This window comes from Bradyrhizobium sp. USDA 4541 (assembly GCF_024171085.1).
GTDB classification, from domain to species: Bacteria; Pseudomonadota; Alphaproteobacteria; order Rhizobiales; family Xanthobacteraceae; genus Bradyrhizobium; species Bradyrhizobium australafricanum.
In genome coordinates this window covers 7694917-7721843 of the sequence record NZ_JALJZF010000001.1, presented here as the reverse complement: position 1 = coordinate 7721843, position 26927 = coordinate 7694917, and the positions used below count along the sequence as shown (strand labels likewise).

The 26927-nt window shown below is 65.1% G+C and carries 26 protein-coding genes; 15 read left to right on the top strand and 11 right to left on the bottom strand.

Annotated features, from left to right (window positions below; genetic code table 11):
• Positions 1–120: 120 nt before the first annotated feature.
• The 4 genes from J2R80_RS37145 to J2R80_RS37130 all read right to left on the bottom strand — a co-directional run bounded on the left by J2R80_RS37145 (position 121) and on the right by J2R80_RS37130 (position 4004).
• Positions 121–1233: an SMP-30/gluconolactonase/LRE family protein gene (locus J2R80_RS37145; RefSeq protein WP_253640320.1), complete on the bottom strand. Its 1113-nt coding sequence runs from the start codon at positions 1231–1233 to the stop codon at positions 121–123.
• A 189-nt stretch (positions 1234–1422) separates the two neighbouring features.
• Positions 1423–2337, bottom strand: a complete 915-nt coding sequence (locus tag J2R80_RS37140) for an SDR family oxidoreductase (protein ID WP_018270553.1) — start codon at positions 2335–2337, stop codon at positions 1423–1425.
• 109 nt (positions 2338–2446) lie between these two features.
• Positions 2447–3586, bottom strand: coding sequence for a thiolase (locus J2R80_RS37135; protein ID WP_229189424.1), 1140 nt, complete (start codon positions 3584–3586; stop codon positions 2447–2449).
• Between the two features lie 4 nt (positions 3587–3590).
• Positions 3591–4004: a Zn-ribbon domain-containing OB-fold protein gene (locus tag J2R80_RS37130; RefSeq protein ID WP_016841161.1), complete on the bottom strand. Its 414-nt coding sequence runs from the start codon at positions 4002–4004 to the stop codon at positions 3591–3593.
• Between the two features lie 231 nt (positions 4005–4235).
• Here J2R80_RS37130 and J2R80_RS37125 point away from each other — a divergent pair, with 231 nt between their 5' ends.
• The 10 genes from J2R80_RS37125 to J2R80_RS37080 all read left to right on the top strand — a co-directional run bounded on the left by J2R80_RS37125 (position 4236) and on the right by J2R80_RS37080 (position 13831).
• The gene (locus J2R80_RS37125; protein WP_253640319.1) at positions 4236–5483 is read left to right on the top strand and encodes an amino acid ABC transporter substrate-binding protein; all 1248 of its coding nucleotides are present in this window, start codon (positions 4236–4238) and stop codon (positions 5481–5483) included.
• Between the two features lie 45 nt (positions 5484–5528).
• Complete coding sequence (locus J2R80_RS37120) at positions 5529–6452, top strand: branched-chain amino acid ABC transporter permease (RefSeq protein WP_253640318.1); 924 nt, start codon at positions 5529–5531, stop codon at positions 6450–6452.
• Positions 6445–7365 carry a branched-chain amino acid ABC transporter permease gene (locus J2R80_RS37115; RefSeq protein ID WP_253640317.1) on the top strand — a complete coding sequence of 307 codons (921 nt, stop codon included), beginning with the start codon at positions 6445–6447 and terminating at the stop codon, positions 7363–7365. The genes J2R80_RS37120 and J2R80_RS37115 overlap by 8 nt, the downstream gene beginning before the upstream one ends.
• Entirely contained in the window at positions 7355–8083 is a 729-nt protein-coding gene (locus tag J2R80_RS37110; RefSeq protein WP_225163929.1) for an ABC transporter ATP-binding protein, read from the top strand. Before J2R80_RS37115 ends, J2R80_RS37110 begins: the two co-directional genes overlap by 11 nt.
• Positions 8073–8792, top strand: coding sequence for an ABC transporter ATP-binding protein (locus J2R80_RS37105; RefSeq protein ID WP_253640316.1), 720 nt, complete (start codon positions 8073–8075; stop codon positions 8790–8792). The genes J2R80_RS37110 and J2R80_RS37105 overlap by 11 nt, the downstream gene beginning before the upstream one ends.
• Positions 8793–8884: 92 nt before the next feature.
• A complete protein-coding gene (locus J2R80_RS37100) occupies positions 8885–10234 on the top strand; it encodes an amidase (protein WP_076833562.1) in 1350 nt (449 codons plus the stop codon).
• A complete protein-coding gene (locus tag J2R80_RS37095; RefSeq protein WP_028331749.1) occupies positions 10227–10913 on the top strand; it encodes a DUF2848 domain-containing protein in 687 nt (228 codons plus the stop codon). The genes J2R80_RS37100 and J2R80_RS37095 overlap by 8 nt, the downstream gene beginning before the upstream one ends.
• A gap of 266 nt (positions 10914–11179) precedes the next feature.
• Complete coding sequence (locus J2R80_RS37090; protein WP_057015726.1) at positions 11180–11923, top strand: 2OG-Fe(II) oxygenase; 744 nt, start codon at positions 11180–11182, stop codon at positions 11921–11923.
• A gap of 13 nt (positions 11924–11936) precedes the next feature.
• Positions 11937–12590 (top strand): DNA oxidative demethylase AlkB, encoded by a 654-nt coding sequence (gene alkB / locus J2R80_RS37085; protein ID WP_057015725.1) that lies wholly within the window; start codon positions 11937–11939, stop codon positions 12588–12590.
• Between the two features lie 26 nt (positions 12591–12616).
• Positions 12617–13831, top strand: coding sequence for an MFS transporter (locus J2R80_RS37080; protein WP_253640315.1), 1215 nt, complete (start codon positions 12617–12619; stop codon positions 13829–13831).
• A gap of 90 nt (positions 13832–13921) precedes the next feature.
• Here J2R80_RS37080 and J2R80_RS37075 read toward each other — a convergent pair whose 3' ends face one another.
• From J2R80_RS37075 to hpaH, 6 genes are all read right to left on the bottom strand, one after another.
• Entirely contained in the window at positions 13922–15550 is a 1629-nt protein-coding gene (locus tag J2R80_RS37075) for a thiamine pyrophosphate-dependent enzyme (RefSeq protein ID WP_253640314.1), read from the bottom strand.
• 25 nt (positions 15551–15575) lie between these two features.
• On the bottom strand, positions 15576–16448 hold the full coding sequence (locus J2R80_RS37070) for a fumarylacetoacetate hydrolase family protein (RefSeq protein WP_057015722.1): 873 nt from the start codon (positions 16446–16448) through the stop codon (positions 15576–15578).
• Between the two features lie 63 nt (positions 16449–16511).
• Positions 16512–17495, bottom strand: a complete 984-nt coding sequence (gene hpaD, locus J2R80_RS37065) for a 3,4-dihydroxyphenylacetate 2,3-dioxygenase (RefSeq protein ID WP_057015721.1) — start codon at positions 17493–17495, stop codon at positions 16512–16514.
• A 107-nt stretch (positions 17496–17602) separates the two neighbouring features.
• Positions 17603–19147 (bottom strand): 5-carboxymethyl-2-hydroxymuconate semialdehyde dehydrogenase, encoded by a 1545-nt coding sequence (gene hpaE, locus J2R80_RS37060; RefSeq protein WP_253640313.1) that lies wholly within the window; start codon positions 19145–19147, stop codon positions 17603–17605.
• Positions 19140–19538 carry a 5-carboxymethyl-2-hydroxymuconate Delta-isomerase gene (locus tag J2R80_RS37055; protein ID WP_076832987.1) on the bottom strand — a complete coding sequence of 133 codons (399 nt, stop codon included), beginning with the start codon at positions 19536–19538 and terminating at the stop codon, positions 19140–19142. Before J2R80_RS37055 ends, hpaE begins: the two co-directional genes overlap by 8 nt.
• A 21-nt stretch (positions 19539–19559) precedes the next feature.
• Entirely contained in the window at positions 19560–20366 is an 807-nt protein-coding gene (gene hpaH / locus J2R80_RS37050; protein ID WP_076832990.1) for a 2-oxo-hept-4-ene-1,7-dioate hydratase, read from the bottom strand.
• A gap of 110 nt (positions 20367–20476) precedes the next feature.
• Here hpaH and hpaR point away from each other — a divergent pair, with 110 nt between their 5' ends.
• Positions 20477–21010, top strand: coding sequence for a homoprotocatechuate degradation operon regulator HpaR (gene hpaR, locus J2R80_RS37045; RefSeq protein WP_057015717.1), 534 nt, complete (start codon positions 20477–20479; stop codon positions 21008–21010).
• Positions 21011–21035: 25 nt separating this feature from the next.
• Here the strand turns inward: hpaR and J2R80_RS37040 are convergent, their stop codons facing one another.
• The gene (locus J2R80_RS37040; protein ID WP_076832993.1) at positions 21036–22031 is read right to left on the bottom strand and encodes a GntR family transcriptional regulator; all 996 of its coding nucleotides are present in this window, start codon (positions 22029–22031) and stop codon (positions 21036–21038) included.
• Between the two features lie 289 nt (positions 22032–22320).
• On the opposite strand from J2R80_RS37040, the gene J2R80_RS37035 reads away from it, so the two are divergent.
• From J2R80_RS37035 to J2R80_RS37020, 4 genes are all read left to right on the top strand, one after another.
• Complete coding sequence (locus J2R80_RS37035) at positions 22321–23466, top strand: ABC transporter substrate-binding protein (RefSeq protein WP_028331737.1); 1146 nt, start codon at positions 22321–22323, stop codon at positions 23464–23466.
• A 75-nt stretch (positions 23467–23541) separates the two neighbouring features.
• Positions 23542–24417, top strand: coding sequence for a branched-chain amino acid ABC transporter permease (locus tag J2R80_RS37030; protein ID WP_016841141.1), 876 nt, complete (start codon positions 23542–23544; stop codon positions 24415–24417).
• Positions 24414–26186: an ATP-binding cassette domain-containing protein gene (locus J2R80_RS37025; RefSeq protein WP_141339479.1), complete on the top strand. Its 1773-nt coding sequence runs from the start codon at positions 24414–24416 to the stop codon at positions 26184–26186. The genes J2R80_RS37030 and J2R80_RS37025 overlap by 4 nt, the downstream gene beginning before the upstream one ends.
• Positions 26186–26914 (top strand): ABC transporter ATP-binding protein, encoded by a 729-nt coding sequence (locus J2R80_RS37020; RefSeq protein ID WP_057015754.1) that lies wholly within the window; start codon positions 26186–26188, stop codon positions 26912–26914. Before J2R80_RS37025 ends, J2R80_RS37020 begins: the two co-directional genes overlap by 1 nt.
• The last annotated feature ends 13 nt before the right edge of the window (positions 26915–26927 follow it).

Sequence of the window (26927 nt, the reverse complement as noted above, 5' to 3'; positions counted from 1 at the left end):
CGGCGAACGCCGGGACCCATAACCACGACCGGAGTGTCGTGAACGATGTGGGCCCCAGCTTTCTTCAACAACCAACTACAGTGGTAATGGGTCCCGGCCTTCGCCGGGACGACGGTTAGATCAACAGTTGTGCGCGCCCTTCGTCTCGACATAGACCGCGTAGAGCGACTGGCTTGCCGTCATGAACAGGCGGTTGCGCTTCTTGCCGCCGAAGGTGAGGTTGGCGCAGGTCTCCGGCAGCAGGATCTGGCCGATCCGCTGGCCGTCGGGCGCAAACACTTGCACGCCGTCGTAGCCCGGTCCGACCCAGCCGGCGCCGACCCAGATATTGCCGTCGACGTCGACACGCAGGCCGTCCGGGAAGCCTGACTTGCCGTCCAGCGTCATGTCGATCAGCGTGCGCGGGTTGGAGAGCTTGTCGCCGTTGAGGTCGTACTGCCAGACGATGTTCTTGGCATTCGGATAGTGCGTGATGCCGGTGTCGCAGACATAGACCTTCTTGTAGTCGTGGCTGAAGGCGATGCCGTTCGGCTTGAACGGCTCGTCGGCAACCTTGGTGATCTGACCGGTCGCGGCATCGATGCGATACACGGCTTCCTTCTGGTAGGGCTGCTTCGATCCCGTGTTGGCCAGTTGGCCCTCATAGATCGAGATCGCGCCATAGCCGGGATCGGTGAACCAGATCGACTTGTCGTTGGGATGCACGACCATGTCGTTCGGCCCGTTGAGCTGCCTGCCATTGGCCTGCTCCGCCAAGGGCGTGACGGTTCCGTCGTGCTCGTAGCGCACCAGCCGGGTGCGCTCGGCGGTGATCTGGCGACCCTCGAAATCGAAGGTCGAGCCGTTGGCCTCGTTCGACGGCTTGTGGAATTGCTCGGAGATGTGGCCGTCATCGTCGAGATAGCGCAACTGGCGGTTGGCCGGGATATCGCTCCAGACCAGATACTGGCCCTGCGCGTTCCAGGCCGGGCCCTCCGCCCACAGGCAGCCGGTGTAGAGCCGCTTGATCGCGGTGTTGCCGACCTTGGCCTTGAAGCGCTTGTCGTCGATCACGACGACGTCTGGATCGGGATAGCGCTGCGGCTCCGCGTTGGGGCCGAAGTCGCGCGCTGCGGCATCGGATGCGGCCATCGCGATTGCAGCAAGCGCGGTTGCGCCGCGCAAGATTGTCCGACGGTCGAACGCCTTCGCACCGTCGCCCTCGTGTTTCTGAATGTTGCTTGGATTTGTCACGAAAGTCCTCCCAGGCTTTTTGTTATCGGGAGGACGATCATACCCCCGCAATTCTGGCACAATGCGGGCACGCCATGATGAAACAACCAAAGAGTGTGTCGCCCCCGCCTAGCGCGCGATTGCGCGCGGAGTTCGCCGAGGCGACGATTTCATAAAACTGTCAGATCGGATCGGAGGATCAGATCAAGTTCAGATCGGATCCCAGGTGAAGACGTCGGCCGAGCGGTCGAGCTTGGCGAACGATCCCTTCAGCGCCGGCATGCCGTGTTCGGCAATGGTCTCGGGCGTCCAGCCTTCGCCGCGATGAACCGAGCGCACCGGACGATGCTGGCCGAACAGGAAGATTTCGTTCATGCGCACGCCGAAGATCTGTCCGGTGACGTCCTTGGCCGCGTCCGAGAGCAGATAGGCGCAGACCGGCGCGATCTTCTCCGGGCCCATCTGCTTGATCTTCTCGACGCGCGCCTTCTCTGCGTCGGTCTCGGTCGGGATGGTGCCGATCATGCGGGTCCAGGCGAACGGCGACACGCAGTTCGAGCGCACGTTGAAGCGGCCCATGTCGAGCGCAATCGATTTCGACAGGCCGACGATGCCGAGCTTGGCGGCGGCGTAGTTGGCCTGGCCGTAATTGCCGATCAGGCCGGAGGTCGAGGTGAAGTGCACGAAGGAGCCCGACTCCTGCTCGCGATAGATCCGCGCCGCGGCGTGGCTGACATAGAACGAGCCCATCAGATGCACCTTGATGACGGCCTCGAACGCTTCCACGCTCATCTTGTGGAAGATCATGTCGCGCAGGATGCCGGCATTGTTGACGACGCCGTCGAGCCGGCCGAAATGATCGGTCGCGGTCTTCACGATCTTGCTGGCGGGAATGGCTTCCGCCACCGACTCGAAATTGGCGACCGCGGTGCCGCCGCGCTTCTTGATCTCCTCGACCACCTCCTCGGCGGGCGCGGCACTCGTGCCGGCGCCATCGGCGGCTCCGCCGGGATCGTTGACCACGACCTTGGCGCCTTCCGCCGCGCAGAGCAGCGCGATTTCGCGGCCGATGCCGCGCCCCGCGCCGGTGACGATGATGACTTTATCCTGCAGTGATTTTGCCATGTCGGTTCTCCTGGTTTGCTCTCCGTCATTCCGGGATGGTGCGAAGCACCAGACCCGGAATCTCGAGGTTCCGGGTTCGCGCTTCGCGCGCCCCGGAACGACGGAGTTGTTACTTCTCGTTCGTAAAGATGATCGTGCCACTTGCGGCGAACATGCCGCCGACGCCGTGGCAGACCGAGATCTTTGCGTTCGGCACCTGCGCCGGCGCGATACCGCGCATCTGCCGCACGCTCTCCTGCAGCGCGTACATGCCGTACATGCCGGAGTGCATGTAGCTGAGGCCGCCGCCATTGGTGTTGAGCGGCAGCTTGCCGCCGGGGCGGGTGTTGCCGTCGGCGATGAACTTGCCGGTCTCCTCATACGGCATGAAGCCGAGGTCGCCGAGGCCGTAGAGCGGTAGATGCGCGAATGCATCGTAGATCATCAGATGATCGACGTCCTTGTGGGTGATGCCGGCCTCCTTGAAGGCCAGCGGCCCTGCCACTTTGAAGGCGCGCGATGAGTCGAACGTCTTCATTTGGCTGACCATCGGCGTTTCCACGCTCTCGCCGGTGCCGAGGATGTAGACCGGCTTGTTCGGGAAATCCTTGGCGCGGTCGGCCGAGGTGAGGATCAGCGCGCCGCCGCCGTCGGTGACGAGGCAGCATTGCAGCAGCCGGAACGGATAGGCGATCATCCGCGAGTTCAGGACGTCGGCGACGGTGATCGGGTCCTTCATGGTCGCGCGCGGGTTCTTCCCCGCCCATTCGCGCTGCACCACCGCGACCATCGCGAGCTGCTCATGCGTGATGCCGTGGGTCTTCATGAACCGCAGCACGGGAATCGGAAACATGCTCGGCGGCCCGTAGACGCCGAACGGCGCCTCGAACTGGCCGTTGAGGCTGTCGGCCGGCGTGAAGCGCGGCTGCTTGCCGATCATCGACTTGCCGCTTTCGGCATGCGTGATCAGAACGGTCTTGCACAGGCCGGCCTCGATCGCCGCAGCGGCGTGGCGGACATGCAGCATGAAGGAGCAGCCGCCGACCGAGGTGCCGTCGACCCAGGTCGGCGTGATGCCGAGATAGTGCGCCATCTGCTGCGGGGTCTCGACCGCAGTAGCGAAGCCGTCGATGTCGCACAGCTTCAGGCCGGCGTCCGCGATCGCATTCAGCGCCGCGTCCGCGTGCAGCTGGATCTGCGACATGTTCGGGATGACGCCGAGTTCGGTGGTTTCGGCCGCACCGACGACGGCAACCTGGTTCCTGCGCATCACATTACCCCTTTGCCGGACGGAACAAGGGAAGCGTGATCTTGTCGTCGAGCGCCTCGAAGGCGACTTCGAGCCGCATGTCGAGCTCGAGCGCTTCCGGCGTCTGCGGACAATCGATGATGTTGCTCATCATGCGCGGGCCTTCGTCGAGCTCGACCACGGCGATCGCGTAAGGCGGCGTGAAGCCGGGCGCGGCCGGACGGTGGTTGATGACGTAGCTGTAGAGCTTGCCCTTGCCGCTGGCCTTGAAGATCGAGACCTTGCGCGAGGCGCAGGAGGGGCAGAACGGCCGCGGCGGAAAGTAGACATTGGCGCAGGCATCGCAGCGCTGCAGGCGCAGCTCGCCAGCCTTGGTGCCATCCCAGAAATGCTGGGTCTCCGGTGTCGGCTTTGGTTTCGCGCGCGCGGGCTCGGCCATGTCTGATGTCTCCTCCCGAAATCGTTACAGTCTTGATGCGACATTGAACCAAGGCCCGTCAACGGTCCATCCATGCTCCGCGCAGCGGCCTGTGTCCCGCGCATGCCGCATATTCCGCCCCTCGCACAATTGCTAAGGCGGCGATGCTTGTGTCGCTCCGATCCGGCGCGTAGAAGGGCCGCGTCCAAGATACGTCCAAGACACGTTCAAGATAGCCGGGAGGAACATATCATGCTGAGGATCATCGGCGCGGCACTCGCTGCCAGCCTCGCATTCGCCACGCAGGCGATGGCCGCCGACGCACCGTCGGAGATCAAGATCGGCACGCTCTACGCATCCTCGGGGCGCTACGCCTCGATCTCGATGCCGGTCTACAGCTCGCTGAAATTGTGGGTCGAGCAGAAGAACGCCGAGGGCGGCGTCTTCGTGAAGGCGTTCGACAAGAAGATCCCGATCAAGCTCGTCTCCTATGACGACCAGAGCAACACCGCGACCGCCTCGACGCTTTATAATCAGCTCGTCACCCAGGATAAGGTCGATCTCCTGGTCGCCGATTCCGGATCGGTGCTGACGGCGCCCGCGGTTGCGATCGCGCGCGATCACAAGATGTTCCTGTTCGACCAGACCGGCACCGGCGCGAGCTTCTTCTCCAAGGACAATCCCTACATCGCGCTGATGGCCGATCCGGTGTCGACGGTGTGGCCGAAGCCGGTCGCCGACTTCATCAGCCATGACGGACCTGGCCTCGGCATCAGGAAGGTCGCGATCCTCTATTCGACCAACGAGTTCACCGGCACCCAGGCCAACGCGTTCCGCAAGTTCGTCAAGGAGTCCGGCGCGCCGATCGAGATCGTCTATGACCAGGGCGTTCCGACCGAGACCACCAACTACAACGTCATCATCAACAACATCAGCAACGCCAATCCCGACGCGGTGATCCATTTCGGCTATGCGCCGAACGACATCGCCTTCCTGCGCAACGTCCAGGACGTCGGCACCAAGTTCAAGATGCTGTTCGCGATCTATGCCGGCCTCGAGACCGAGTTGCTCGAGAAGAACGTCGGCGCCAAGGGTCTCGAGCACATCTGGACCTATGTGCCGCCGTCCGAATTGGACTATCCCGTCAATTTCGGGATGAACATGAAGGATTTCCGCGCCGCCTGGACCAAAAAGTACAACGACGGCAAGATGGAGTTCGGCTTCAACGCGGTGGCCGGCTACACCACGGCGCTGGTGATCGAGAAGACGCTGTCGGTAGCGACCAGCCTCGACCAGATGGAGCTGCGCCGCGCGGTGTTCTCGCTCAGCGGCCAGCTCAAGACGCTGGACGGCACCTTCGCGCTGGATGAGACCGGCGGCCAGATCGGCGAACTCACGCCGCTCGGCCAGCTCACGGTCGACGAGCACGATCACATCAAGTTCGTCTCGATCTATCCGCACGAGACCGCCACCGGCAAGCCGATCTACCCGGCGCCGTGATGCAGGTGGGTGCGGCAGGCGTAACCGTCGGCGGCGAGCGGTAGCATGACCTATGCGCTCGTTGCCGGCGTGCTGTTCGGGCTGTATTTCAGCCTGGTCGGCATCGGTCTCAATCTCGTGTTCGGCGTCATGCGCATCGTCAACCTTGCGCATGGCGACATCCTGATGCTCGGCGCCTTCATCGCGCTCGGCGTGGTCGGCCTCGCCGGCATCGACCCGCTGTTCGCGGTGCCGCTGGCCTTCGTGGTCTTCGTGCTGGTGGGCGTGCTGCTGTACTGGGTGCTGGTGCCGCGGCTGCAGGGCTCGGCCAATCCGGAAATGCTGTCGATCATCCTGTTCTTCGGTCTGTCGCAGGTGATCGAGGCCGTCACCACGATCTTCGCCGGCACCAGCGAGCGCTCGATCCAGAGCCGGCTGCTCGGCACCGTGTTCACGACCATCAAGGTAAAATGGTTCGGCGGCAAGGCGGGTGGGGCAGGGCCGATCCAGATCTTCGGCCAGGGTTTTCCCGCGCCTTGGGTGATCGCGGCCATCACCAGCCTGATCGCGATCGCGCTGGTCTACCTCTATCTCTACCACACCCGGCTCGGCACCCTGACCCGCGCCGTGATGTCACGGCGCGACGAGGCATTGGCGACCGGCATCGATGTCGATCGCGTCTCGGCGGCGGCGTTCGGTATCGGGCTCGGCATCGCGGCGGTCGCCGGCGTGTTCGCGCCTTTCATGTTCGGCTCGGTGACGCCGGCGTTCGGCGCCGACGCGACGGTGACGTCGTTTGCGATCGTCGTGCTGGGTTCGCTGGGCAATCCGCTCGGTACCGCGATCGGCGGTGTCGTCTACGGTCTCTGCTACATGCTGGTGCAGACCTATCTCAGTTCCTGGGCCGACTTGCTGCCCTATGTGTTGTTGATCGTGATCCTGTTGTTGCGCCCGAGCGGTCTGCTCGGAAGGCGGGTGCGCGTTGCATAACGCCTCGAAGCACCTGCTGTTCATCCTGGCGCCGTTGGTGGTGGTGTTCGCACTGCTGCCCGGCGTCTATCAAAACCATCTGCTGCTGTTCAACTTCGTGATCTTCCTGATCCTCGCGCAAGGCGTGAACATCATCTATGGCTTCACCGGCTATCTGCCGTTCGGGTATGTCGGCTTCTTCGGCGCCGGCGCCTATGGCTTCGCAATCATGGTGATGCATCTGCATACACCGGCGCCGCTCGCCGTGCTGGTCGGCGGCGTCGTGGCGGTTGCGCTCGGCCTGTTGCTGACGCCGCTGCTGCGGCTGTCGGGCGCGTATTTCGCGATCGCCAACCTCGCGGCCTCGCTCGCGGTGCTGCATTTCGTCGCCAACCCCGCGCTGGAGGGGATCACCAAGGGCCCCTACGGCGTGTCGCTCACCGGCACGTTCAACCCGACCCACGCCTACTATGCCGCGGTCGTCGTGATGGCGCTGACGGTCGGCGCCGTGGTCTATCTGAAGAACTCGCCGTTCGGGCTGGCGCTGCAGGCCGTGCGCGAGGATGCGGTGTCGGCCTCGATGGCCGGCGTCAATATCGTGAAGATGCGGGTGATTGCCTGGCTCGCCTCGGCGCTGGTCGCCGGCCTCGCCGGCGGCATCTATGCCTGGTACGTCTCGGTGTTCTATCCGGACAACGTGTTCTCCGGCGAGTTCTCGATCTTCGCGATCGTGTTCGCGCTGTTCGGCGGCGTTGCCACCATCACCGGCCCGATCGTCGGCGTGCTGATCCTTTACGGCATCTACAATCTGATCGGCTTCACCACGCCGCAATATTTCCAGCTGATCTATGGCCTTTTGATTATGGGCCTGGTGCTGTTCCTGCCCGCAGGCTTGGTGTCGCTGGCAACGCGCAGGGGGTGGTATGTCCCCTGAGAAAAGCCCGATCCTTGAGGTCTCCAAGCTGGTCAAGCGCTTCGGCGGTTTCCATGCGCTCGACGGCCTCAGCTTTCACGTCGTGCCGGGTGAGATCCTCGGCCTCGTCGGCCCGAACGGCTCCGGCAAGACCACGGCGATCAACGTGATCTCCGGTCTCTATGCGCCTGACGGCGGCGAGGTCGTGTTCGACGGCGCGTCCGCCGGCGGCGTCGCCTCGCACAAGCTCGTTCACCGCGGCATCAACCGCACCTTCCAGGTGCCGAAGCCGTTCCTGTCGCTCACGGTACGCGAGAACATCCAGGTGGCGCTGGCCTATGGCGGCGCGACCGGTGCGCCGTCGATTGCCGAACTGCTTGAGGATTTCAGGCTGAAGGAGGTCGCCGACCGTCCGGCCGCCGATCTCAACAGCGCGCAGCAGAAGATGCTCGATCTGACCCGTGCGCTCGCCACGCGGCCGCGGCTGCTGCTGCTCGACGAACTCGCGGCCGGCCTCAACCCGGCGGAGCTCGACTGGATCGCCGGCCGCATCAAGGCCTTGGCCGCGACCGGCATGGCGATCATCGTGGTCGAGCATCTGATGGGCTTCATCGAACAGATCACCGACCGCGTCATCGTGCTCAATGCGGGCAAGGAGATCTTCGAGGGCACGCTGGCGACCGCGGTACGCGAGCCGCAGGTGATCGAGGTATTTTTGGGAGGCGAGCATGCCCACTGATGCGGTGTCGCTTCTGGACACGAGGGGCGTCGATGCCGGCTACGGCACCATGCAGGTGCTGTGGGGCGTCGATCTCGACGTCCGCCCCGGCGAGACCGTGCTGCTGCTCGGCGCCAACGGCGCGGGCAAGACCACGTTCCTGAAGTCGCTGGTCGGCCTGATCGAGGCCCGCAGCGGCCACATCAAGCTCGGCGGTGAGGACATCACCAGGATGCGCTCGTCGGACCGCATGAAGCGCGGCATGACCTACATGTCGGAGCTTGCGGTGTTTCCCGACCTGTCGATCGAGGAAAATATCCGCGTCGGCGCGCAGGCGCTGGGCCATGCCAATCCGGGGGCGCGGGTCGACGAACTGTACGGCCTGTTCCCGGTGCTGCGCGACAAGCGCCGCGATCCCGCGTCCAGCCTGTCCGGCGGTCAGCGAAAGATGCTCGGCATCGCCAAGGCGCTGTCGGCCGAGCCGAAGCTGCTGGTGATGGACGAGCCCTCGGCCGGGCTGTCGCCGCTGTTCGTCAAGGAGTTGCTGCGCGCCTTGTCGAGCCTGCAGGGCCGCGGACTGGCACTCTTGATCGCGGAGCAAAATATCGGTTTTCTCGAGATTGCCACCCGCGTATTCGTGCTGGAAGGCGGGCGGATCCGCTTCTCCGGCACGGTTGCCGAGATGAGCGGCAATGAAGAGCTGCACCGCGCCTATTTCGGGCTGAAGTGATGCGAGGTGAGGCGCCGGCGGGCTGGAAATCGGCCTCGGTTCGCGCGACAATCAACTGCAAGCCATGAAGTGCAAGCCGTAAAGTGAAAGCCATGCCCAAGAATCCGACACTCGCCTCCCTGGCCGCCGATCTCGCCGGCGGCGCGACCTCTGCCCGCAAGCTCGTCGAGCAGTGCATCGCCAAAATCGCTGATCCCTCAGGCGAGGGCCAACGCACCTTTATCCATGTCGACCGCGACGCCGCGCTCGAGGCCGCCGACGCCATGGACCGGCTGCGCAAGGCCAATGCCGCGCCGTCGCCATTTGCCGGCATACCGGTCTCGATCAAGGACCTGTTCGACATCAAGGGGCAGGTGACGCGGGCGGGCTCGCGCGCGCTGGAGGATTCCGCGCCGGCGGATGCCGATGCACCTGTCGTGGCGCGGCTCAAGCGCGCCGGCTTCATCGTGATCGGCCGCACCAACATGACCGAGTTCGCCTATTCCGGCATCGGCATCAATCCGCATTACGGCACGCCGAAGAGCGCCTGGAACCGGAGCGCCGGCCACGTGCCGGGCGGCTCGTCCTCGGGGGCGGCGGTCTCGATCGCGGACGGCATGGCGTTCGGCGCGCTCGGTACCGATACCGGCGGCTCCTGCCGGATTCCCGCCGCCTTCAACGGCATCGTCGGCTACAAGCCGACGCAACGCCGGATTCCGCTCGATGGCGGCGTGCCGCTGTCGTTCACGCTCGACAGCTACGGCCCGCTGGCCAATTCGGTGGCCTGCTGCGCCGCGCTCGACGCGGTGCTGGCGGATCAACCGGTGACGCCGATCACGTCGCGCCCGGTGAAGGGCATGCGGCTCGCGGTGCCGACCACGGTCGCGCTCGACGACCTCGACGATGCCGTCGCAAAAACCTTCGAGCGCGCGCTTGCTTCGTTGTCGCGCGCAGGCGCCTTGATCGAGCGGATCGAGGTGCCCGAATTGCTCGATGTCGGCGTCATGAACGTCAAGGGCGGCTTTGCCGCCGCCGAAAGCTATGCCTGGCATCGCTTCCTGCTGGCCAGCAAGGGCGACATCTACGATCCGCGCGTCGCCGTGCGCATCCAGCGCGGCGAGGGCTTTCCGGCCGCCGACTATATCGATCTGCTCAACGCGCGCCGCTCCTTCATCGCCCGTACCGAGAAGCGGATCGCGCCCTATGATGCGATGGTGCTGCCGACCACGGCGAACCTGCCGCCTACGATCGCCAGCCTCGCCGACGACAAGGCGTTCGCCACCGAGAATTTGCGCGCGCTGCGCAATTGCACGCTGATCAATGTGCTCGACGGCTGCGCGATCTCGCTGCCCGCGCATCACGAGGGCGAGGCGCCGGTCGGCCTGATGCTCGCCGCCGCGGGCGGTTCGGATCGGCGCATTTTCGAGCTCGCTGCCGGAATGGAGACCGTGATCCGTGTTTGATCTCACCTTCAATGTCGACGACAAAGGCGTCGCCACTCCGCTCACACTGGAAATCAGGCAGGCCGTGATCGCCGGCTGGACCGGCCGCGATCCGGTGGCGCGCGACAAGCACATCGCCGAGCTCGAGGCGCTCGGCATCGCGCGGCCCGCGACCACGCCGATCTACTACCGCTGCTCGGCGCGCCGGCTCACCTTCGCCGATGCCATCGAAGTCTGCGGCGAGGACTCGAGCGGCGAGGTCGAGTTCGTGCTGATCGGCTGGCAGGGCCGCATCTTCGTCGGCTGCGGCTCCGACCACACCGACCGCAAGGTCGAGAGCTACAGCGTCACGGTGTCGAAGCAGATGTGCGACAAGCCGATGGCATCGGAGCTGTGGGAACTCGAGGACGTGATCGGCCACTGGGACCAGCTGGTGCTGCGTTCCTGGGCCGTGATCGGCGGCCAGCGCGTGCTCTACCAGGAAGGCACGCTCGATCACATGCTGCCGGTGAAGGACCTGATCGCGCGCGGCTTCGACCAAGGTGCGCTGCCCGACGGCTGCGCCATGTTCGGCGGCACCTTCGCGGCCAAGGGCGGCATCCGCCCCGCCAGCCGGTTCGAGTTCGAGCTGGAAGACCCGGTGCTGAAGCGGAAGATCAGCCACGGCTACGATGTGGTGACGCTGCCGGTGAGGGGCTGATTGCTCGCCGCGTTGTTGTTGTGAGGGAGATGATCGACGCTTTCTCCACGTGCGTCGTCCCGGCGAAAGCCTGGCCTTCGCCGGGACCCATAACCACAGAGTGTTGTGGTTGGCACGCTGTGGCCCCACCGATCTCAACAACTGACGACGGTGGCTATGGGTCCCGGCTTTCGCCGGGACGACACCGTAATTGTGGTGACGTTCTCTGCATCTTTCGATCGGAAATCGGGTGGCGCGGGCCGCAATCAGGGGCCAGATTCCGTCCCATGACAGCAACAGCCAAAACCATTACCCGCCCATCCACCGGCATCCCGGCCCGCTTCGACGGGCTCGACTGGGACCAGATCAAGACCGACCTCGACGATCAGGGATGCGCCGTCCTCAACGGCCTGCTGACGCCTGAGGAATGCGATGCCATCGCCGCGCTGTATCCCGACGACAGCCAGTTCCGCAGCCGGATCGTGATGGGCCGTCACGGCTTCGGTCGCGGCGAGTACAAGTATTTCTCCTATCCGCTGCCGGATTTGATCGCGGAGCTGCGGCCGGCGCTCTATACGCGGCTGACCGCGACAGCCAATCGCTGGAACGAGACGATGGGGATCGATATCCGATATCCTCCGTCGCATGCGGCGTTCCTGAAGCGTTGCCATGACGCCGGACAGACGCGGCCGACGCCGCTGCTGCTGCAATATGGCGAGGGCGACTACAACTGCCTGCACCAGGATCTCTATGGCGAGCACGTGTTCCCGATCCAGGTCGCGATCCTGCTGTCGCAGCCCGGGCGCGATTTTACGGGTGGCGAATTCGTGCTGACCGAGCAGCGGCCGCGGATGCAGTCGCGGCCCGAGGTGGTGCCGCTCACCAAGGGCGATGCGGTGGCCTTTGCCGTGCATCATCGACCGGTGCAGGGGACGCGCGGACCGTATCGTGTGAATCTGCGCCACGGCGTCAGCAGGATTCGCTCCGGCCATCGCCACACCGTTGGTGTGATCTTCCACGACGCGAAGTGAGTGCGAGAGAGGCGTGGCCACCGATCTGTTCGAGACCATTGGCGATGCCCGGCCATCGCGCGAGACGATCGCGGATGGCGCGGTGCTGTTGCGCGGCTTTGTCCGGCCGTTCGAGGCCGAGCTGATCCCGGCCTTGCGTGCCATCGTCAAGCAGGCGCCGTTCCGGCATCTGATCACGCCGGGCGGCCACCGCATGTCGGTCGCGATGACCAATTGCGGCAGCGTCGGCTGGGTCTCCGATCCCAGCGGCTATCGCTATGATCCGATCGATCCCGTCTCGGGACAACCCTGGCCTGAAATGCCGGAGGTGTTGCGCAGGCTCGCCGCCGACGCCGCTGATGAAGCCGGCTTCAACGGCTTCGCGCCTGAGGCCTGCCTGATCAATCGCTACGTCCCCGGCGCAAAACTGTCGCTGCATCAGGACAAGGACGAGCTCGACTACCGCGCACCGATCGTGTCGATCTCGCTCGGGCTGCCGGCGATCTTCCTGTTCGGCGGCCTGCAGCGCAGCGACACGCCGCGCCGCTATCGACTCGAACATGGCGACGTTGCGGTGTGGGGCGGCTCGTCACGGCTATTTTATCACGGCGTGGCACCGCTCGCAGATGGCGAGCACAGTGTGCTCGGCCGCCAGCGCATCAATTTGACCTTCCGCAAGGTGCGCTGAACCGCCGGGTGGTCTAGACTTGGCGGATGACCACCAAGGCCGACCGCGCCGTCAACCGTACCGGCGTCTATCTCGCCGTGCTGCAGCTCGTCTTCACGCTGGGCTGGACCACTTATCTGATCTATCTGCCGAAGCTGTGCGCCGATGTCGGCATCGCGCCGTCGACCGTGATCCTGATCCTGATGATGGATCAAGGCATCTTCACCGTCACCGACACGGCGATGGGCATGGCCGCCGACAGGATCTCGAGCCTGGTCGGCCGCCTTGGCTTGTTTGTCGGTATCCTTGCCGCGATCTCCTGCGCCGCCTTCGTCGCATTGCCTTACGTCGCCGGCACCGGGCCGGGCGCGAGGGTCTGGCTGATCGTGCTGATCGTGATCTGGGCCGTGACGTCGTCGGCCTTGCGGGCGCCGCCGCTGACGCTGCTCGGCAAGTATCGCGCGCAACCCTCGGTGCCGTTCCTCGCGGCGCTGGCGATGCTGGGTTATGGCATCGCGGGCGCGGTCTCGCCCTATCTTGGCGTCGTGCTGCGCAACCAGGATGCACGGCTGCCGTTCGTGCTGTCAGGCGCGGTGCTGCTGCTGACCGCGCTCGCCTTCTCAGGCGTCGAGCGCCGCATCGCGGCAGAGGCGCAGCCGGCGCGGCTGGCGCCCCCGGCGAAGCGGCTCGGGGCGGTGCCGATGTTCCTGATCGGATCGATGGTGCTGCTGTCGCTCGGCTACCAGCTGCACTTCAACATCAACAGCGCGCCGTTCTATTTGCGCTTTGCCAAGGCGGACGAGCTGCAATGGCTGATGCCGGTATTCTGGATCGGCTTCAACATCGCGATGTTTCCGGCAAGCATCGTCGTCAAGCATCGCGGCGGCCTGATCGTGATGGGCGCGGCGGGACTGCTCGGTGCCTTTGCGATCATCGCCGCCGAGATCGCCGGCAGTCTCAACGTCCTGATCGTGGCGCAATTCATGGCAGGGGCCGCTTGGGGCTGCATGCTGATGAGCGCGGTGTCCGCGGCGCTCGCGATCGGGGAGGCCGGCGCGGAAGGCAAGGTCACCGGCCTCGTGTTCTCGGCGCTGGCGCTTGCGACCTTTGCGCGGATGGCGGCCGTCGCGGGCGGCCTGCAGAAGATGCCGGACTATGCGCCGCTGGTGCATTGGGCGCCGGTCGCCTGCTGGTCGGTCGCCGGCGCCGGCCTGCTCGTGATCGCCGCCTCACGGCTGCAACGCGGGGTGAAGAGCGCTTAGCGTCGCCATTCCCGTGGCGCGAAACGAACCCGGAATCTCGAGAGTCCGGGTTCGATGCTGCGCATCGCCCCGGAATGACGAGCGTTTGGCTTAGTTATTCCGCGCCGGATGGATGAACGCCCAGGGCGAGACTTCCGAATCCGTCGGCACTTCCACCGAGATCACGTAAGGCCCGCCGTCGGCCAGCGCCTTCTCCAGCACGGGGCGGAAGTGATCCGGCGAGGTGACCCGCGCGGCGCCGACACCGAAGGATTCTGCAAGCTTCACGAAATCCGGATTCACCAGGTCGGAGGCGACGACGCGGCCGTCGAAGCGCTCGCGCTGGTCGCGGCGGACATTGCCATAGGCGTTGTTGTTGAACACCAGCGTCACCACGCCGATCTTGAACTGCACGGCGGTGGCAAGCTCCTGCACGCCGAACATGAAGCCGCCGTCGCCGGTGATCGCGACCACCGGCTTGTCCGGATTGGCGACCTTGGCGCCAAGCGCGGTCGGGAGACCCGAGCCGAGCGTGCCCTGATAGCCCGAGGTGACGAAGGTCCGCGGCTCGTAGATCGGAAAGCCGTACCAGGAGGCGAAACCGACCTGCGACAGCTCGTCGGTGACAATGGCGCTCGCCGGCAGCACCTCGCGCAGGATCTTCAGATAGGCCATCTGCGGCTGGATGCGCTGGATCTCCTGCTCGGTCGCGGCCGTCGCCTCGCGGATCGCGGCGCGGCGGCCGGAGGTCCTGCGGTAGCCCACCTTGCGCACAGCGGCGGCGAGATCGGCGGTGCCGGCCTTGGCGTCCGCGATCACGCCGGCATCGGCCGGCCAGCGCCGCAGCTCGACCGGATCGATGTCGATGCGCACGCATTTCAGTCCGGCGGGCTGGTAGGGCCAGCGCGACATCGTCGGCAGCTCGAGGCGCGTGCCGATGCCGATCATCAGGTCGGTCTTCGGCCAGAGCTTGTAGGCCGAAGCCATGGTGAGCCCGAGTTCATGCGCGTTGGAGACGATGCCGCGGCCGCTGCGGAAGGCGACGACAGGCGCGTCGATCATCTCGGCCAATTCGAGGATCTCCTCGCGCGCCTCGATGGCGCCGCTGCCGACGAAGATCATCGGCGCCTTGCTGCCGGCGATCAGGTCGGCGGCCGCCTTGATGCGGTCCGCATCGGGCTGCGGCGCCGGCAACGGATCGAACGGCTTGACGGCTGTGACCTGGGTGCGCTGGGTGAACACGTCCCACGGCATCTCCAGCGAGGCCGGGCCGCGCCGGCCCGACAGCATCTCCTGGAACGCGCGCGACACCAGCGCGGGGGCGTTATCAGGGTATTCGATCCGGTCGGCCCATTTCACGAAGGTGCGCAGCGTCGCGAGCTGGTCCGGCATCTCGTGCAGATGGCCGCGGCCCTTGCCGAGGAACTGCGTCGGCACCTGACCGGTCAGGCACAGCACCGGCTCGTTGCAGCCGAATGCGGTGAGCAGCGCCGCCGAGGCGTTGAGCACGCCCGGGCCGGGCACCACGCTGAACACGCCGGACTTGCCGCTGGAGCGCGCATAGCCGAACGCCATGTAGCCGCAGGCCTGCTCATGCCGGGCGCCGATCACCTTGAGCTGGGCCTGGTGGAAGGCATCGAACAGGCCATAGATCTGCGCGCCGGGCAGGCCGAACACGGTGTCGACGCCGTGGGCGACGAGGCCGTTGACGATCGCTTCGCCGCCGGATGTTGAGGTCATGGCACTGTCCACTTTGCTGGTGAGGTTAGGTGGCTTCGTCGACGACGCTGTTGCGCAGGATGCCGACGCCTTCGGCCTCGACCTCGACGACATCGCCGGGCTTCAGATAGCGCGGCGGATCGAACCGCGCACCTGCACCGGTCGGGGTGCCCGTGACGATGATGTCGCCGGGAACCAGCGTCGTGAAGGTCGAGATGTAGTTGATGAGGTAGCGGAAGCCGAAGATCAAGCGCGAGGTGCGGTCGTCCTGGCGGGTCTCGCCGTTCACCCGCGTGGTCAGACGGATATCGGCGATCTGCGCTTCACCGGTGTAGGGCACGATCCACGGGCCGAGGCTGCCGGTGGAATCGAAGTTCTTGCCCTGGGTGACGTTGAACTTGGCGTGCCGCACCCAGTCGCGGATGGTGCCTTCATTGCAGAGCGTGATCGCGGCGATGTGATCGAGCGCGGCGCTCTCCGCAATGTGCCGGCCGGCCTTGCCGATCACCAGAACCAGCTCGCCCTCATAGTCGAGCTGCGGCGAGATGCGCGGCCGCACCACCGGCGTGTTGTGGCCGACGAAGGAGCGCGGCACCCGCAGGAACATGCTCGGGTATTTCGGCGCGTCCGAGCCGTCCTTGTATTCGGCATTGCGGTCCGGGTAGTTGACGCCGATGCAGATGATCTTTTCCGGCGCCGGGATCGGAGGCTGCCAGTCGACTGCGTCGAGCGCGTGGTCGGGCGCGCGCCTGGCGGCGTCCTCCACGAGCCTGCTCAGCGCGCCGGCGGCGATCGCCTCGCGCAGCGTCGGATAGTCCTTGGCGAAGCGCGACGAGAGGTCGACGATGCCGGTGTCGGTGACGACGCCATAGCTGGTGGCGCCGTTGAAGGAATAGGTGGCGAGGCGAGGAGAGGGCATTAGTAGTCCCATAATTGGTGTCGTCCTGCGAAAGCAGGGACGACGTGAGGAGGAAGGCGCGCACTAGTCCGCGACCAGCACGTCGGCGACGAAGCGCGGCTCGCGCACCGCTTGGCCGGCGAAGGTCGAGCCTTCCTCGAACCAGGAGCGCGGCGCCGGCGCGCCCCACAGCGTCTGGCGGCGCGGATCGCGCAGCGACCAGCGCAGCGGCTCATGGTCGTGATCACCGGTGAAATAATCGCTGGTGTAGAGCTCGATGCGGTGGCCGTCGGGATCGCGGATGTACAGGAAGAAGGCGTTGGAGATGCCGTGCCGGCCAGGACCGCGCTCGATGTTCTTGAGGTAGCCGGAGGAGGCCATCACGTCGCAGAGATGCACGATGTTCATCGCGGTCGGTACCCAATAGGCGATGTGGTGCAGGCGCGGGCCGCGGCCGTTGGTGATGGCGAAGTCGTGGACATTGCCCTTGCGGTGCATCCAGGCGGCTGCGATGCGGCCGTTGTCCCCGTCCTCCTCGGCATATTCGGTGAGACGGAAGCCGAGCCGGGCGTAGAAATCGACTGTGTCCTGCACCTCGGCGGCGAACACGTTGAAATGGTCGAGCCGCTGCGGATGGCAGCCCTTGTAGAGATCGTAGCGCCGCAAGAGATGGGGGCGCTTCTCCATCGTAGCGTAAAGCTCGATCTGGAAGCCGAACGGATCGGTGAATTGCAGGGTGCGGCCCTGGAACGGCTGGTCGACGAAAGCGTAGGCGATGCCGTTCTCGGAGAAGAAGGCGGCGGCCTTGTCGAGGTCGCCGTCGTTGCCGACCTTGAAGCCAAGCCGGTTGCAGGCCGCCTTCGGCGCCTTGCGCAGCACCACCGAGTGATGCTGGTGCTCCTCGCTGGCGCGCAGATACACCGACTTGTCGTCGCGGTTCTCGATGTGGAGGCCGACCGTCTTCTCGTAGAAGGCGGCGCTCTTGTCGAGATTCGTGACGTCGAGCACGGCATGGCTGCAGCGGATGATGTTGAACGGCGGATCGAAAACGTGCGTTGGAACGGGCATCGGTGTTTCCCCTCAATTCTATCGTCATTCCGGGGCTCGCGAAGCGAGAACCCGGAATCTCGAGGTTCCGGGTTCGATGCTGCGCATCGCCCCGGAACGACGGCTGGCTAAATTCCCAGTTTCTGAATCTTGTGCGTCCCGCGCGCGAGCGAGACGTGCTTGGTTTCCATGTAGAAGTCGAACGAGTAGTCGCCGCCGTCGCGGCCGATGCCTGACGACTTCATGCCGCCGAACGGGGTCGGCAGATGGCGGACGTTCTCCGAATTGAGCCAGATCATGCCGGCTTCCAGCGCATCCGCCACGCGCAGCGCGCGGCCCATGTCGCCGGTCCAGACATAGCCGGTCAGGCCGTACTGCACGCCGTTGGCGATCTCGATGGCGTCAGCTTCGTCCTTGAACGGGATCACGGTCAGGAACGGGCCGAACACCTCCTCCTGCGCGACGCGCATTTTTGCGTTCGCGCCGGTCACCAGCGTCGGCTGCACATAGTGGCCGCCGCCAGGACCGTCATGCGGCTTGCCGCCGACCGCGATCGTGGCGCCGTCCTTCTTGGCGACGTCGAAATAGCTGCACACCTTGGCGAGATGCCGCTCATGGATCAGCGGCCCGATCTCGGTGGCGGGATCGAGGGGGTGGCCAACCTTGAGCGCCTTTACGCGTTGGGTCAGCTTCTCGATGAACTTGCCGGCGACGCTCTCCTGAACCAGCAGCCGGCTCGACGACGTGCAGCGCTCGCCATTGAGCGAGTAGATCATGAACACGACGGCATCGAGCGCGCGATCGAGATCGGCATCATCGAATACGATCACCGGGTTCTTGCCGCCGAGCTCGAAATGCACCCGCTTCAAGGTCGGCGCGCCCTGCGCCATGATCGCTGAGCCCGTCGCGCTCTCGCCGACGAAGCCGATCGCCTTGATGGCGGGGTGCTCGGTCAGCGCCTTGCCGGCCTCTTCGCCGAAACCATGCACGGTGTTGAGCACGCCGTCGGGGATGCCGGCCTGTTTTGCGAGTTTGACCAGCAGATCGGCGGTGACGGGCGACCATTCCGCCGGCTTGTGCACCACGGTGCAGCCGGCCGCGAGCGCCGGCGCGATCTTCCAGGTCGAGAGCATGAACGGCGTATTCCACGGCGTGATCACGCCGACCGGGCCGATCGGCACGCGGGTCGAGATGTTCCAGTGCTCGTCCGAAGGCGTGTTGAGACCGTCGCGGGCCTCGCCGCATTTGTCGGCGAAGAAGCGGAAATTCTCCGCGGCGCGGATCGCGGCCTTGGCCATGAAGCGGTGCGCCTGGCCGGTGTCGATGCATTCGAGCACGGCGATGTCGTCGGCGCGCGCCTCGATCGCATCGGCGACGCGATGCAGCAGCTTGCGGCGCTGCGCCGCCGGCATGTCGCGCCAGGCCTTGAAGGCCTCGGACGCCGCGGTTGCGGCACGGTCGATATCCTCGGCATTGCCGCGTGCGACCGTCGCCAGCACCGTGCCGTCAATCGGCGATCTCGTCTCGAAGGTCTGGCCGGAGGCCGCCGGCACGATCTTGCCGTCGATCACATGGCCGATGCCTTCGGCTTTCAAGCTTGCAAGCAGCGGGCCGGCGCGATCGCGGTTGGCCTGGAACACGTCGGCTGGCGATTTCGCTGTCGCTTTATCCATTGACCGTCTCCACCTTCAGTGCGTCGTGGATGTTGTTGCGTTTCCAGCTGGTTTCCTTGTCGTTGATCTGCATGTCGAACGACAACGCGAATTTGCTGTTGGCGAAGACCGGATCGAGATGAGCCGATAGCGCCTTGAAGATGTACTCGCCGGCCTTCTTGCGGGTGGCGAGATCGCGGCCTTCGCCGAGCCGCAGCACCATGTCGAGGAAACCGTAATTCTTGCGGCCGTCGGCGATCGCGTAGTGCTCGCATCTGACGGCACGGACGCGGATGCCGCCGAGCGGGAAGATGCCGGTCTCGACCGCGGCCTTGCGGACCAGTTCGACCGTCGCGCCCATGTCGACCAGATCGTCGAGATTGGCAGAGTATTCAAGCGTGAAATGCGGCATGCAGCGCTCCTGCTGAAGGCGTCAGGCGAAGTAGCAGCTTACGGAACCATACGGTCCGTAGTCGGCCTGGATGGTGTCGCCCGTGCGGGTCTCGATCGGACGGATGAAGGAGCCCGCCAGCACGACCTGGCCGGCTTCCAACGCCAGCCCGTTCGGCGCGATCTTGTTGGCGAGCCACGCCACCGCGGTCGCCGGATGATTCAACACGCCGGCGGCCAGGCCGGTTTCCTCGAGCTGGCCATTTCGGAAGCACAGCGCGCCGATCCAGCGCAGGTCGGCGTCCAGCGGGCGGATCGGCCGGCCGCCGAGCACGATGCCGGCATTGGCGGCGTTGTCGGCGATGGTGTCGAAGATCTTGCGGGTCGCCTTGGTCTCGGGATCGACGCGCTCGACCCTGGTATCCAGGATCTCCAGCGCCGGTACCACGAAATCGGTCGCGTTCAGCACATCGAACAGTGTGCAGTTCGGCCCGGTCAGGCGATGCTTCATCACGAAGGCAAGCTCGGCCTCGACGCGGGTGGCGATGAAGCGGTCGGTCGGGACCAGGCCGCCATCGGCGAAGAACATGTCGTCGAGCAGGATTCCGGAATCGGGCTCGTCGATATTGAGCGCGCTCTGCATCGCCTTCGAGGTCAGGCCGATCTTGTGGCCCTTGACGACGCGGCCCTGCGCCACCTTCATCTCGACCCAGGCCTTCTGAATCGCGTAGGCGTCTTCGAGGGTGATGCGGGGGTATTCCAGCGAGAGCTGGCGGATTTGCTTGCGGGTCTTTTCCGCGCCGTCGAGCCGTTCGGCGGCAGCGCGGATATCGTCCTTGGAGAGGGCCATGCGTGCTACACAAAAGTGGATGTCGGGAGATGATTAACATGTTAATTGAATTCCCGCAAACTGAATCAAGGCATGTTGCAACGCAAAATTTCGTTGCGCAGGATTAGGTAATGGCGCGCAAAAATTCGAACGACATTCGGCCGGGGCAGGGCGAGGACGTGGCGGCGCGACGGACACCGATGCGCGAGTTCTCGCGCTCGCTGCCGATGTCGCTGCTTCGCGCCCGCGAGGCGGTGATGCGGCAATTCCGTCCGTCGCTGCGCAATCACGGGCTGACCGAGCAGCAATGGCGGATCCTGCGCGCGCTCACCGCGGTCGACGAGATCGAGGTCACCGAACTCGCCCGCATGGCGTTTCTGCTCGGCCCGAGCCTGTCGCGAATCCTTCGCGATCTCGAGGGCCGCGCGTTGATCGAGCGCAAGGCAGCGGAGAACGACGCGCGGCGCGCAGTGGTTTCGATCTCCGCCAAGGGGTTGAAGCTGATCGAGGCGGTGGCGCCGACGTCGGAGACGATCTATGCCGAGATCACCCGGCGCTTCGGGGCGCGCAAGCTTGCCGAATTGCAGGAGATGCTGGGCGCGCTCGAAGCGAGCCTGGCCGGAATGGGCTCGTCCGATGACGCCGAGGTCGAGGCTGACGAGTAGCTTCGATCATGCGCGGCATTCGCGCTCAGGCCATGTAGGGCACGCGCGAAATCACGTTGATGGCGCGGAATTCGGCAATCCAGCCCGCGACCTTCGAGTGGGACCATTCGATATGGCGGCGCAAGATGGCTGCCGCCGCGTCGCCGTCACGCGTGCGCAAGGCCTCGATGATCACCAGATGCTCGTCCATGAAGGAATCGATCTGCGGCGCGGTCAGGGCGACCTGAATGTGCTTGCCGATCACGAAAGCGCAGTGGGTGCGCTTGAGGGCTTCGATCATCTCGCGATTGGCGCCGTAACCCAGGCAGCGGATATGGAGGTCGCCTTCGATCTCATCGAGTTCGCCGACGCCGACGCGGTCGCGGTGCTGGATCCCCTCGCGCAGCCGCTCCGCCATACGGTCGAGCAGGGCGGCAGGAATTGTCGCCGTCGCGGATTTGAGGAGCAGCGGCTCGAGCGTTGCGCGCACCTCGAAGATGTCGCGGAGGCGGTCCTCGTCCAACGGCACTACGTACCAGTGCGCCTTGGCGCCCTTCTCGAGGATGCCGATCGCCTGCGCGCGCAGCAGCAGGTTGCGCGCCACCGTGCGCCCCACCCGGAAATGCCGCGCCAATGCGAGCTCGCTGACGCGGAAGCGTCCGAACAGCGACCGGTAAATGATCTCACGTTCGAGCTTGTAGTAGAGCGTATCCCAAGCGTCGCTGCGCACGGCATCGACGGGGCCGTCGGTCAGCCCAAACATTTCCGGTGTGATCGGGACGCGCCGAGGGTCGACCTTGCGCTTGCCGGCGATGACGCCGCGACCGTCGAACCGCCGCACCAGGCCGATATGCTCGAGCTGTTCAAAAGCTTGCCGCACCGGAGAGCGGCTGGAGCCGAACAAGGTCGCGATCGCCGATTCGGAAAGGACCGTGCCAGGTGGCACGTGACCGGCGCGGATGTGCTTTGCCAATGCGCTCTTGATCAGCGCGTAGGCCGGCTGTTTTCGTCTGGTCTGCGATTTCGCTCGTGGAATCGACATGGAATGGCTGCCCGCTGGCCACACTATCACGTGATCGCGTCATGGTCGCTCGTAGCAGGCATTTACGCACCTCTGCCAGCGAACTTTTGACTATTGCGTGCAATGTGCAATCATGTTTAGCTGGGTCAAGCGCCAGATTGATGGTCGCCGTTGCACGGCTTGTGCGCTGCAGCGGTGCTCACGTTTGCTCGTCGCGCCGTTTGATGGCTGCGAACGGGCCAACAGATCGACGCGTCAGCTCGTCTCAACGCAGCCGACAGCAAGTTCGGCGCATCACAGGGAGGATGGAATGAAACTGACGAGACGTGAGTTTTCCGCTGGTTTGGCGGCAGGTCTCGCTGCACCCGCGCTGATGCGCAGCGCTTGGGCGCAGGGTGCGACGATCAAGATCGGCATGTGCGTGCCGGTGACCGGACCCGCGGCGGAGCAGGGGCTGTGGGCCCAGAACGGCGCCAAGCTGGCGCTGGCCGCGGTCAACAAGGCCGGCGGCGTGCTCGGCAAGCAGGTCGAACTCGTCATCGAGGACGATCAGACCACCAATCCGGGCATCGTGCTGGCATTCTCCAAGCTCGCCGCGCAATCCGACATCGTCGCCTTCCTCGGCTCGATCCGCTCGACCCAGGTGCAGGCGATGGCGCCCGACGTGATCAAGGTCGGCAAGCCGGTGATGATCGGCGGCACCAATCCCGACCTCACCCATTCCGGCAATCCCTGGCTGTTCCGCTTCCGTCCGAACGACAATTATTCCGGCCGCGTGATCGCCGACTTCGGCGTCAACACGCTCGGCAAGAAGAAATGGGCGATCGTGCATTCCACCGACGCCTTCGGCACCGCGGGCGGCAAGGCACTCTCGGAAGCGCTGACCAAGCTTGGCGCGCCGCCGGTGCTCGACCAGGGCTATGCCAATCAGAGTCAGGACTTCACCCCGGTCGTACTGGCCGTGAAGCAGTCCGGCGCTGACGTGCTCGGCACCTACTTCACCTTCGAGAACGATCTCGGCATCTTTGCCCGCCAGCTGCGCCAGCTCGGCGTCAATATCCCCTGGGTCGGCTCGCCCTCGGTGGTGGCGGTCTCCTCGACCAAGCTCGCCGGCCCCGCGCTGTTCAACACCTACGGCGTCGCCGACTTCGCCGAGGATTCAAGCGATGCGGCGAAGGCGTTCGGCAAGGCCTATCGCGATGCCTACAAGACCGCGCCCGACAACCAGAGCGCTTGGCCGTACGATGCGATCACCATCCTGTCGGCGGCGATCAACAAGGCCGGCTCGACCGATCCGAACAAGATCCGCGACGCCATCCTCGCGACGCAGAAGTTCGCCGGCGCCGAGGGCGAGTACAATTTCGACAAGAACGGCGACGGTCTGCACGGCTACAATGTCGTGAAGAACGACAAGGGCAAGATCGTCTACGACAAGCATATCGACTTCAACGATTGATAGCGGTTCGGCCTCTCCGGGCCACCTCGGAGAGGCCGTTCGCCCGCGACACAATTCTCAGATCGAGCGCTCGTCATGGATCTCGTCCTCCAACTGCTCTTTACCGGCATCGGCATCGGCGCGGTCTACGCGCTGGTCGCGCTCGGTTTCGTGCTGATCTTCCGTGCCACCAACGTGGTGAACTTCGCGCAAGGCGAGTTCTCGATGGTCGCCGCCTATCTGATGGTGGTGTTCTCGGTCGATCTCGGCTGGCCTTACTGGCTGTCGTTCCTGATCGCGCTCGCCGGCATGGCGTTGTTCGGCGTCATCTTCAATCTCGGCGTCTATTATCCGCTGCGCAATCGCACCTATCTGCCCGTGATCATCGCCACCATCGGCGCCTCGATCCTGCTGTCGAACTCGGTGCTTGCGATCTACGGCCCGCAGCCGCAGGTGCTGCAGGGCTGGTTCGATACGCCCGGCATCCAGCTCGGCCCGGTCTATCTCGACAGCCAGTATCTTCTGATCATCGGCGTCACGATCCTTCTGGTGCTGTTCAATTTTTGGTTCTTCGAGAAGACGCTGCTCGGCAAGAAGTTGCAGGCGACCTCGCAGGATAAGGAAATGGCCTCGCTGCTCGGCATTTCCGTTTCCACCATGATCATGATCACCTTCATCTATTCGGCCGTGCTCGGCGGTCTCGCCGGCATCCTGGTGGCGCCGGTGCTGTTCGTCTCGATCCAGATGGGCTCGACGATTGCGCTGAAGGCGTTTGCCGCGACCATCATCGGCGGCTTCGGTGACGTTGCCGGCGCCATCGTCGGTGGCCTCGCGCTCGGCGTCATCGAGACGTTCGGCGCCGCCTATATTTCGGTGCCGTACAAGGACGGCTTTGCCTTCCTGGTGCTGATCGCTTTCCTGGTGTTCCGGCCGCAGGGCATCTTCGGCGAACGCGTCGCGGAGAAAGCATGAGCGCCACCGACAACATGATCCCCGCGCCGGCCGTGCGCTCGAAGCCGCTGATCATCCGTCATCTGCCGTATTTCATCGGCGCCGCGGTGCTGGTGGCGCTCGCCGCCGGCATGCGGTTCGACGGGTACATCCTCAACATCCTGCTGCAGGCCACGACCTTCTCGATCGCGGTGTTCGGGCTGTCGGTCGTGCTCGGCCTGTGCGGCCAGATCAACCTGGCGCAGGCCGCGTTCTTCGGCTTCGGCGCCTATGTGGTCGGGCTCGGCACCGCGGACCTGCACCTGAACTTCTGGCTCTGCCTGGTTGGCGCCTGCGCGATCACGCTGATCGCCGGCGCGTTCCTCGGCATGTCGACGCTGCGGCTCGGCGGGCACTACCTTGCGATGGTGACGATCTCGTTCCAGCAGATCGTGACGCTGGTGATGATCAATGCCATCGGCGTGACCCACGGGCCGGACGGCGTCGCCAACATTCGCCGGCCGGAGCTGTTCCAGTCCTCGCAGAGCTACCTGGCCTTCTGCGTCGCGATGCTCGCGATCGTCGGTTATCTGGTCTGGCATCTGCCTGATACCAAGCTCGGCCGCGCCATGCGCGCGGTGCGTGACAACGAGCTTGCGGCGGGCGTCAATGGCATCGACGTGTTCCGCACCAAGATCTACGCCTTCGGCCTGTGCGCGTTGCTCGGCGGTCTGGCCGGTGGCCTGTTCGCCGGCGGCTTCGCCTATGTCAGCCCGGACCAGTTCTCGTTCGCAGAATCGATCGTGTTCCTGACCATGTCGCTGCTCGGCGGCGTGGCCTCGCCGATTGGCTCGGTGATCGGTACGGGCCTCCTGATCCTGATCCCGGAATGGCTGCGCTTCCTCAAGAGCGTGCCGGGACTTTATCTGGCGATCTACGGCCTGTTCGTGATCCTGATCATCCGCTTCATGCCCGACGGCATCTGGGGTTTTGTGTCGGACGCATTCACGCGCTGGCGTGCGCACACCAAGGCGCCGCCGGCCGCGGCGGCCTTACAGCTCAAGCCGGCGACGTCAGGCGGCGACATCGTGCTCGAAGTGACCGGGCTCTCGAAGCACTTTGGCGGCCTCAAGGCGGTCGACGGCGTCGATATCGCGGTGAAGCGCGGCAGCGTGCATGCGCTGATCGGGCCGAACGGCTCCGGCAAGACCACGACGCTGAACGTGCTGTCCGGGCTCTACAAGGCGACCGCGGGCAGGATCGTGCTCGACGGCACCGACATCACCAACATGGCGCCGCATCAGCGCACGGCGGCCGGCCTCGGACGCACCTTCCAGAACATCCGCCTGTTCCGCTCGATGACCGCGCTGGAGAATGTCGAGATCGGCGCCGAACGGCCCGGCAACACCATGATCGGGAAGGGCGAGGACGCGCTGACCGAGCGCGCGATGGAGGCGCTGACCTTCGTCGGGCTCGGTAACCGCGCCAACGAATTGATCTCGAGCTTCTCCTACGGCCACCAGCGCCTGATCGAGATCGCGCGGGCGCTGGCGTCGAACCCGACGCTGCTGCTGCTCGACGAGCCGGCGGCCGGTCTCAACTCGACCGAGAAGCTGGAGCTGCATGAGCTGCTGAAGCGCATCGCTGCCCAGGGCCTCACCATCCTGATCATCGATCACGACATGACGCTGGTGTCGGAGGCCGCCCAGCACATCACCGTGCTGAACTTCGGACGCCGCATCGCGGACGGCGAGTCGATGGCGGTGCTGCGCCATCCCGACGTCGTCTCCGCCTATCTCGGGAGCGAATGATGCCGCTGCTCGAAATCCGCAATCTCGTGGTCCGCTACGGCGAGATCGAAGCGCTGCGCGGCGTCACCATCGCCGTGGAGCAGGGCCAGGTGGTCACGCTGCTCGGCGCCAACGGCGCCGGCAAGTCGACCACGCTGCGCGCGATCTCAGGCCTCGCCAAGCCCGCCTCCGGCGACATTATGTTCGACGGCCACTCGATCGCGGGCCTCGGGCCCGAAGCGATCGTCCGGCTCGGCATCTCGCACGTGCCGGAAGGCCGCCGCGTGTTTCCGGGCCTCACCGTGAAAGAGAACATCATGCTCGGCGCATCGAACCGGAAGGTGCCGGCGTCGCAGATCTCGCGCGAGGCCGACGCGATGTTCGATCTGTTCCCGGACATCCGCGCCTTTTCCAACGCGCTCGGCTGGACGCTGTCCGGCGGCCAGCTGCAGATGGTCGCGGTGGCGCGCGGCCTGATGGCCAAGCCGCGGCTGCTGCTGCTCGACGAACCGTCGCTCGGGCTGGCGCCTGTGATCGTGCAGGCGGTGTTCCGCATCATTTCGCAGATCAGGAAGGACACCACGGTCTTGCTCGTCGAGCAAAATGCGCGCATGGGACTTTCGGTCGCCGATCATGGCTTTGTCCTGGAAACGGGGCGGATCGTGCTGGGCGGCAAGCCCGACGAATTGTGGGGCAATGAGGCTATCGCCGCGGCCTATCTCGGCGGCCACGCCAAAACCCACGCCTGACAACGTCCCGTGC

Excerpts from the sequence above, each read along its gene's own strand:
- J2R80_RS37140 (WP_018270553.1), bottom strand. The coding sequence starts at position 2,337 with ATGGCAAAATCACTGCAGGATAAAGTCATCATCGTCACCGGCGCGGGG.
- J2R80_RS37135 (WP_229189424.1), bottom strand. The coding sequence starts at position 3,586 with ATGCGCAGGAACCAGGTTGCCGTCGTCGGTGCGGCCGAAACCACCGAA.
- J2R80_RS37130 (WP_016841161.1), bottom strand. The coding sequence starts at position 4,004 with ATGGCCGAGCCCGCGCGCGCGAAACCAAAGCCGACACCGGAGACCCAG.
- J2R80_RS37125 (WP_253640319.1), top strand. The coding sequence starts at position 4,236 with ATGCTGAGGATCATCGGCGCGGCACTCGCTGCCAGCCTCGCATTCGCC.
- J2R80_RS37120 (WP_253640318.1), top strand. The coding sequence starts at position 5,529 with ATGACCTATGCGCTCGTTGCCGGCGTGCTGTTCGGGCTGTATTTCAGC.
- J2R80_RS37110 (WP_225163929.1), top strand. The coding sequence starts at position 7,355 with ATGTCCCCTGAGAAAAGCCCGATCCTTGAGGTCTCCAAGCTGGTCAAG.
- J2R80_RS37105 (WP_253640316.1), top strand. The coding sequence starts at position 8,073 with ATGCCCACTGATGCGGTGTCGCTTCTGGACACGAGGGGCGTCGATGCC.
- J2R80_RS37100 (WP_076833562.1), top strand. The coding sequence starts at position 8,885 with ATGCCCAAGAATCCGACACTCGCCTCCCTGGCCGCCGATCTCGCCGGC.
- J2R80_RS37090 (WP_057015726.1), top strand. The coding sequence starts at position 11,180 with ATGACAGCAACAGCCAAAACCATTACCCGCCCATCCACCGGCATCCCG.
- J2R80_RS37080 (WP_253640315.1), top strand. The coding sequence starts at position 12,617 with ATGACCACCAAGGCCGACCGCGCCGTCAACCGTACCGGCGTCTATCTC.
- J2R80_RS37075 (WP_253640314.1), bottom strand. The coding sequence starts at position 15,550 with ATGACCTCAACATCCGGCGGCGAAGCGATCGTCAACGGCCTCGTCGCC.
- J2R80_RS37070 (WP_057015722.1), bottom strand. The coding sequence starts at position 16,448 with ATGCCCTCTCCTCGCCTCGCCACCTATTCCTTCAACGGCGCCACCAGC.
- hpaD (WP_057015721.1), bottom strand. The coding sequence starts at position 17,495 with ATGCCCGTTCCAACGCACGTTTTCGATCCGCCGTTCAACATCATCCGC.
- hpaE (WP_253640313.1), bottom strand. The coding sequence starts at position 19,147 with ATGGATAAAGCGACAGCGAAATCGCCAGCCGACGTGTTCCAGGCCAAC.
- J2R80_RS37055 (WP_076832987.1), bottom strand. The coding sequence starts at position 19,538 with ATGCCGCATTTCACGCTTGAATACTCTGCCAATCTCGACGATCTGGTC.
- hpaH (WP_076832990.1), bottom strand. The coding sequence starts at position 20,366 with ATGGCCCTCTCCAAGGACGATATCCGCGCTGCCGCCGAACGGCTCGAC.
- hpaR (WP_057015717.1), top strand. The coding sequence starts at position 20,477 with ATGGCGCGCAAAAATTCGAACGACATTCGGCCGGGGCAGGGCGAGGAC.
- J2R80_RS37040 (WP_076832993.1), bottom strand. The coding sequence starts at position 22,031 with ATGTCGATTCCACGAGCGAAATCGCAGACCAGACGAAAACAGCCGGCC.
- J2R80_RS37035 (WP_028331737.1), top strand. The coding sequence starts at position 22,321 with ATGAAACTGACGAGACGTGAGTTTTCCGCTGGTTTGGCGGCAGGTCTC.
- J2R80_RS37030 (WP_016841141.1), top strand. The coding sequence starts at position 23,542 with ATGGATCTCGTCCTCCAACTGCTCTTTACCGGCATCGGCATCGGCGCG.
- J2R80_RS37025 (WP_141339479.1), top strand. The coding sequence starts at position 24,414 with ATGAGCGCCACCGACAACATGATCCCCGCGCCGGCCGTGCGCTCGAAG.
- J2R80_RS37020 (WP_057015754.1), top strand. The coding sequence starts at position 26,186 with ATGCCGCTGCTCGAAATCCGCAATCTCGTGGTCCGCTACGGCGAGATC.